The following is a 5,505-nucleotide window of genomic DNA, read 5'->3' as shown; positions in this document are numbered from 1 at the left end:
GTCGAAGCTGGGCCGGCGGGCCTTCGCCCGGATCTGCGGACTCGAAGCCGTCGACACCGTCGTCACCGACGCGGCCGCCCCGGCGGACGCGGTGGCCCGTCTCCAGGACGCCGGCATCGAGGTGATCCGGGCCTGAGACGGCGGAGCCGTGCGGGGACGGCGCGGCCCCGGGTGTCGTAGGACGCCCGGGGCCGCCTGACGGCCGGGATCAGGGGGCGAGGGCCATGTCGAAGAGGTGGATGTTGCCGTTGGCGGGCAGCACCACGAACTCCACGGTCTTCGCCGGGTCGAGCGGCACGGAGTGGGCGAAGACGCGGTAGGCGATGCCCGCGTTGCCGTACCCGCTCGGCCGGTTGCGCCCGTCGCTCGACGCCACGAGCGTGGCTCCGTGGGCGTTCGCCGGGTCGAAGGACCAGTTCGGGAAGCCGATCGAGCCGGATCCCGTCGTCCCGTCCGTGTAGTACACGGTCACCGTTCCCGACGCACCGCTGGTGACTCCCGAGCCGAGGAGGACGAGTCGGCTGCCCGTTCCGCCGAGGGCGACGGCCTGCCCCGCGGCGGACACGTTGTTCCGGGTGCCGCTCGGTACGTTCGGCCAGCGCAGTTCCGCGCCGAGGGCGGTGACGGGCTCCCCGGGGCGCAGTCCGACGGCGGCGAGCTTCTGCGCGGAGAAGCTGTTGCCCTCGCCGTCGTAGTTCCCGGGCCCGGTGTCGCTCTCGTCGGTGATCCCCACGTTGTTGTACGCGGCGGCCAGCGAGGCCAGCGGGGTACCGCTGTGCTGCGTCCGGGTGGCCGTGGCGGAACCCGCGCCGTCCCCGCCCAGGTACGTGGTGGTCGCGGTGAACGTGCGGACGGTGAATCCGGCGCGCCGCTCCGGCACCTGGATCCGGAAGGTGGCCTCGGCGGAAGCGCCCCGGGCCAGGGAGCCGTCGACCTGGAGGACGGACGGCTGTACGGCCCATCCGGCCGGCCCGCCGAAGGAGACCTTCAGCGCGCGCATGCGGTCCGGCCCGGCGTTGGTGACGGTGACCCGGACCGTCGAGATCGCCGGACCGTCCAGGTCCACGGTGGAGATGGCCACCTTCGTCCTCGCCGCGTCTCCCGGCGCCTCCGCTTCCGCCGCGGTCGCGCCCGCGACCGGGAGGAGCGCGAGCACACCCGCCACGACCGCCGCCCTGAACGATCCGATGAATCCTGCTGGTCTCACGTGCTGCTCCTACTCGTGAGGGGGAAGGGGGTCAGGCGACGGGGGGCATCTCGGTGGTGCGCGAGTCGAGCCCCATGCGGAGGTTCACCCAGGCGCCCCGGGTGAAGTCCGGGATCTGCACGGGGCGCCCGTTTGCTGCCAGGGACATGACACTCAGGGGTACGGGGGCGCACCAGGCCGCAGAGTCGTAGACGTCGATGTCGGGGACCAGGCCCGCCCGCATGAGCTGGACGGTCCGCCACTGGAGCACGTAGTCCATGCCTCCGTGGCCGCCGTTGTTCTCGGCGTCGTCGCCGATCTTCTTCCACAGCCAGTGGTCGAACTCCTTGCGGTACGAGCCGAAGTCGCGCCAGGAGTGCCCGCTGTGGTCCGGCTCCACGTAGATCCGGCCGCCGCCCGCCGAGACCACGCCCGCGTAGTCCTCGAAGATCCCCCGGCTTCCGGCGAGCGTGTTGATCCGGCTGTACGGACGGGGCGAGCTCACGTCGTGCTCGGCACGGATGATCCGGCCCTGCGCCGTCTCGATCAGGCACGTCACCAGGTCGCCGTTGACGTACGTCTCGTTCCAGGAGGGATGCCCCCGGGGGACGAACCGCGCCCGGTAGTCCGCGAGGCCCTTGGGCGCGGTCGCCGTGGCGGTGAGCGTGGCCATCCGGTCGCCGCGGTTGATGTCCATGGCCGCGGCGATCGGCGCGAGACCGTGCATGGCATAGAAGGAGGCGGTGCTGCGGGTGTGCCACAGCCGGCGCCAGGAGTCGGTGTAGTACGTGTCGGAGAAGAGCAGGGCGCGCAGGTCGTGCAGGTAGCCGCCGTGTCCGTTGGTGATGTCGCCGAACAGGCCCTCGTGCGCCATCTTGAGCATGGCCAGCTCATTGCGGCCGTAGCTGCAGTTCTCGGCGAGCATCAGATGCCTGCGGGTGCGCTCGGAGGTGTCGACGAGGTCCCACAGCTCGTCGAGTTCCGTGGCGATGGGCAGTTCCACGATGACGTGCTTGCCGGCCAGCAGCGCGGCCTTGCCCTGCGGGTAGTGGAACTCCCAGGGGGTGGCGATGTAGACGAGGTCGATGTCGTCGCGGCTCAGCATCCGCTGGTACGCGTCGGCGGAGCCGCCGTACTCGGCCGGGCGGGGCTTGCCGGCGTTCGCGAGTCCGTCGGCGGTGCGCTTGGCCCGGTCGGCGCGGATGTCGCAGACGGCGGTGACGGTGCAGCCGGGCACGGCGGCCCAGCCCGTGGTCATCCCGGAGCCTCGGTTGCCCAGCCCGATCACACCGACGCGGACCGTCCGGTGCGCGGGGTAGGGCACGTCGATCATGGATGTCTGGCCCGGTCGGCGCGGCGGGGCGACCGCCGCCCGGGGGGCCGCGGCGGCCTGGGAGGCTCCCCCTCCGGCGGCGAGGGCCCCGGTGGTCGCCAGAGCACCCCCCAGAAGCAGACGGCGTGAGACGGATCGGATCTCTGGCATGTTCGTCATCGCTCCTCGATACGTACGGGCAGCGGGTGCGGCAACGACTCTGACGGGGCAGCCCGAAGGCTGTCAAGACTTGTTCATTCAGCCATCGTTTGAAGCATTAATGCGCAACGCAGGTGCGGAATCGCGCATTCTTCACGCAACCGGGTACACGGCTCCGCGCGCGACGGCCCGAAGGGCGGCCCTGAGCACCCGGCCCACCGTCCCGGGGTCCACCCCCTCCACCCCGGCGACACCGGCCTTCTGGACGTGACGCCCGAGGCCCTCGCCGCCGAACCGGTCACGACCGCGCTCCGGCTGCGCCGGGCCTGGAGCGCGGACTCCAGGGGGCTCGATCCGCCCGCACGGCAGGGAGAGAGCGCCAACCCCGGGCGAGGGCGGTGAGCGCGGGAGCGGTTGCGGTCATGACGGCCCCCTCCCTCTAATGGTTGCATGCGCCGACTATTCACACGTAGAGCTTCATGCGTTTGCATTTATCCAGCGCCTGCAAGTATTGTCTTCCGGTGTAAGCACTCCCTGCAAGCATCTGGAAGGTTGTCCTCCATGCCTCTCGCGCTCTTGGCCCTGGCCATCGGGGCCTTCGGGATCGGCACCACCGAATTCGTGATCATGGGCGTGCTGCCTCAGGTCGCGGGGGACTTCGGCGTCACCATCCCCACGGCCGGCTGGCTGGTCTCCGGCTACGCGCTCGGCGTCGTCATCGGCGCTCCGCTGCTGACCGTCCTCGGCACCCGGGTCTCCCGCAAGAAGATGCTCATGTTCCTCATGGGCCTGTTCATCGCCGGGAACGCCCTCTCGGCCGTCGCCCCCGGCTTCGGTCTCATGCTGACCGGCCGGATCGTCGCCTCGCTCGCGCACGGCGCGTTCTTCGGCATCGGCTCCGTCGTCGCCGCGAACCTCGTCGCCCCGCAGAAGAGGGCCTCCGCGATCTCCCTGATGTTCATGGGTCTGACCGTGGCCAACATCGTCGGCGTCCCCGGCGGCACCTACATCGGCCAGGTCGCCGGCTGGCGCGTCACCTTCGTGCTCGTCGCCGCCCTCGGGGTCATCGGCCTCCTCGGCGTCGCCAAGCTCGTCCCCGAGACCGGCCGCCCGGAGTCGGTGAGCGTCCGCGGCGAGTTCGCCGCCTTCAAGAACGCCCAGGTCTGGCTCGCGATGGCGATGACCGTCCTCGGCTACGGCGGCGTGTTCGCCGCGATCACCTACATCACACCGATGATGACCACGGTCACCGGCTACACCGAGGGCGCCGTGACCTGGCTGCTCGTCCTGTTCGGCGTCGGCATGTTCCTCGGCAACCTGCTCGGCGGGAAGTTCGCCGACCGGGCCCTGATGCCGATGCTGTTCACCGCCCTGGCCGCGCTCACCGCCGCCCTGCTCCTGTTCACCGTGACCGCGCACGACAAGGTCCTCGCGGCGATCACCCTCTCCCTCATCGGCGCCCTCGGGTTCGCGACCGTGCCGCCGCTGCAGAAGTGGGTCCTCGACCAGGCCTCGGCCGCACCGACCCTCGCCTCCGCCGCCAACATCGGCGCCTTCAACCTCGGCAACGCCCTCGCCGCCTGGCTCGGCGGCGTCGTGATCGCCGCGGGCCTCGGCTTCACCGCCCCGAACTGGGTCGGCGCGATCCTCTCCGGTACGGCTCTGCTGCTCGCGTTCCTCGCGGCCCACCTGGACCGGCGCGCCCGCGGGGCGAGCCGCGTCGTCACCGGGTCCGCGACGGCCGAGCCGGCCCCGGCGACCGTCTGACCCACCCGCACACGGCAATCCCTTCGAAAAGGACCACTCATGAGCACCACCACCCCCACCGCCCTTGTCCCGTTGACCACGCGGGACGCCGAGACGCTGATCGCCGCCGCCCGCCGCGCCGCGGACGACGCCGGGGTCACGGTCAGCGTCACCGTGCTCGACGCGGGCGGCCACCCGCTGGCCTTCCGCCGCGACGACCGGGCCGTGCCCATCTCCGGCGAGACCAGCACCCGCAAGGCGTACACCGCGCTGCAGCTGAACGCCCCGACCGCCGACCTGGTCGACCTGGTGAAGCCCGACGGACCGTTCCACTCGCTGCCCACCGCCCTCGACAAGCCGCTCCTCTTCATCGCCGGCGGCATCCCCGTCCACCGCGACGGCCACCTGGTCGGCGCGATCGGCGTCGGCGGCGGCGCCCCCGAGCAGGACCACGGCTTCGCCACCGCGGCCGTCGACGCGCTCGCGGTGATCGACCGATGAGCCGCACCCCGCAGGAGGTCTTCGCCGACCACGGCAACCGGCTCGGCACCGGCGACCTCGACCTGATCAGCCGGAACTACACCGAGGACGCCGTCCTCCTCACCCCCGAGTCCACCCTCACGGGACGCGAAGGAGTGCGGCGGGGCATAGGAGCCCTGCTCGCCCGCCTGCCGGACGCCGACTGGCAGCTGAACCCGCGGTTCGCCGGCGACGTGCTGCTCCTGCGGTGGAGCGCCACCACCGACACCCACGAGGTCACCGACGGCGTCGACACGTTCGTCTTCCGTGACGGACTCATCAGCGCCCAGACCGTCCACTACACCCTCACCCCCCGCACCGCCTGAACCCCGAAAGGCCCGCACACCATGGCACCCGTCCGCATCCCCACCGTCATCCTGAACAACGGCGTGGAGATGCCGCAGCTCGGCTTCGGCGTCTTCCAGGTCCCGGACGAGGAGACCACCGCCGCCGTCTCCTCCGCCCTCGAGGCCGGCTACCGCTCCATCGACACGGCGGCGATCTACGGCAACGAGGCCGGCGTCGGCAAGGCCCTCGCCGCCTCCGGGATCAGCCGCGAGGAACTCTTCGTCACCACCAAGCT

At 71.4% G+C, this 5,505-nt stretch carries 6 protein-coding genes and 1 pseudogene; 5 read left to right on the top strand and 2 right to left on the bottom strand.

Annotation, left to right across the window (positions count from 1 at the left end; translation table 11 throughout):
* Window positions 1-136: pseudogene (locus tag IE321_RS40555) on the top strand (alkaline phosphatase); the annotation flags it as partial.
* 72 nt (window positions 137-208) lie between these two features.
* Here IE321_RS40555 and IE321_RS40550 read toward each other — a convergent pair.
* A complete protein-coding gene (locus IE321_RS40550) occupies window positions 209-1,207 on the bottom strand; it encodes a beta-sandwich domain-containing protein (protein ID WP_190226643.1) in 999 nt (332 codons plus the stop codon).
* A gap of 31 nt (window positions 1,208-1,238) precedes the next feature.
* Window positions 1,239-2,669 (bottom strand): Gfo/Idh/MocA family protein, encoded by a 1,431-nt coding sequence (locus IE321_RS40545; protein WP_190226642.1) that lies wholly within the window; start codon window positions 2,667-2,669, stop codon window positions 1,239-1,241.
* Between the two features lie 549 nt (window positions 2,670-3,218).
* On the opposite strand from IE321_RS40545, the gene IE321_RS40540 reads away from it, so the two are divergent.
* The 4 genes from IE321_RS40540 to IE321_RS40525 all read left to right on the top strand — a co-directional run.
* Window positions 3,219-4,424 (top strand): MFS transporter, encoded by a 1,206-nt coding sequence (locus IE321_RS40540; RefSeq protein ID WP_190226641.1) that lies wholly within the window; start codon window positions 3,219-3,221, stop codon window positions 4,422-4,424.
* Window positions 4,425-4,463: 39 nt separating this feature from the next.
* Window positions 4,464-4,904 (top strand): GlcG/HbpS family heme-binding protein, encoded by a 441-nt coding sequence (locus IE321_RS40535; protein ID WP_190226640.1) that lies wholly within the window; start codon window positions 4,464-4,466, stop codon window positions 4,902-4,904.
* On the top strand, window positions 4,901-5,248 hold the full coding sequence (locus IE321_RS40530; RefSeq protein ID WP_043220457.1) for a nuclear transport factor 2 family protein: 348 nt from the start codon (window positions 4,901-4,903) through the stop codon (window positions 5,246-5,248). The genes IE321_RS40535 and IE321_RS40530 overlap by 4 nt, the downstream gene beginning before the upstream one ends.
* A 21-nt stretch (window positions 5,249-5,269) precedes the next feature.
* Window positions 5,270-5,505 (top strand): aldo/keto reductase (locus IE321_RS40525; protein ID WP_190226639.1); only part of this gene is annotated, 236 nt, incomplete at its 3' end.

The sequence above is a fragment of the Streptomyces hydrogenans genome, assembly GCF_014656075.1.
Taxonomy (GTDB): domain Bacteria; phylum Actinomycetota; class Actinomycetes; order Streptomycetales; family Streptomycetaceae; genus Streptomyces; species Streptomyces hydrogenans.
Note: the sequence above shows the minus strand (reverse complement) of the source record. Positions and strands in the feature narration are given on the sequence as shown.

Coding starts and splice junctions, on each gene's coding strand:
- IE321_RS40545 (WP_190226642.1), bottom strand. CDS start 2,669: ATGCCAGAGATCCGATCCGTCTCACGCCGTCTGCTTCTGGGGGGTGCT.
- IE321_RS40540 (WP_190226641.1), top strand. CDS start 3,219: ATGCCTCTCGCGCTCTTGGCCCTGGCCATCGGGGCCTTCGGGATCGGC.
- IE321_RS40535 (WP_190226640.1), top strand. CDS start 4,464: ATGAGCACCACCACCCCCACCGCCCTTGTCCCGTTGACCACGCGGGAC.
- IE321_RS40530 (WP_043220457.1), top strand. CDS start 4,901: ATGAGCCGCACCCCGCAGGAGGTCTTCGCCGACCACGGCAACCGGCTC.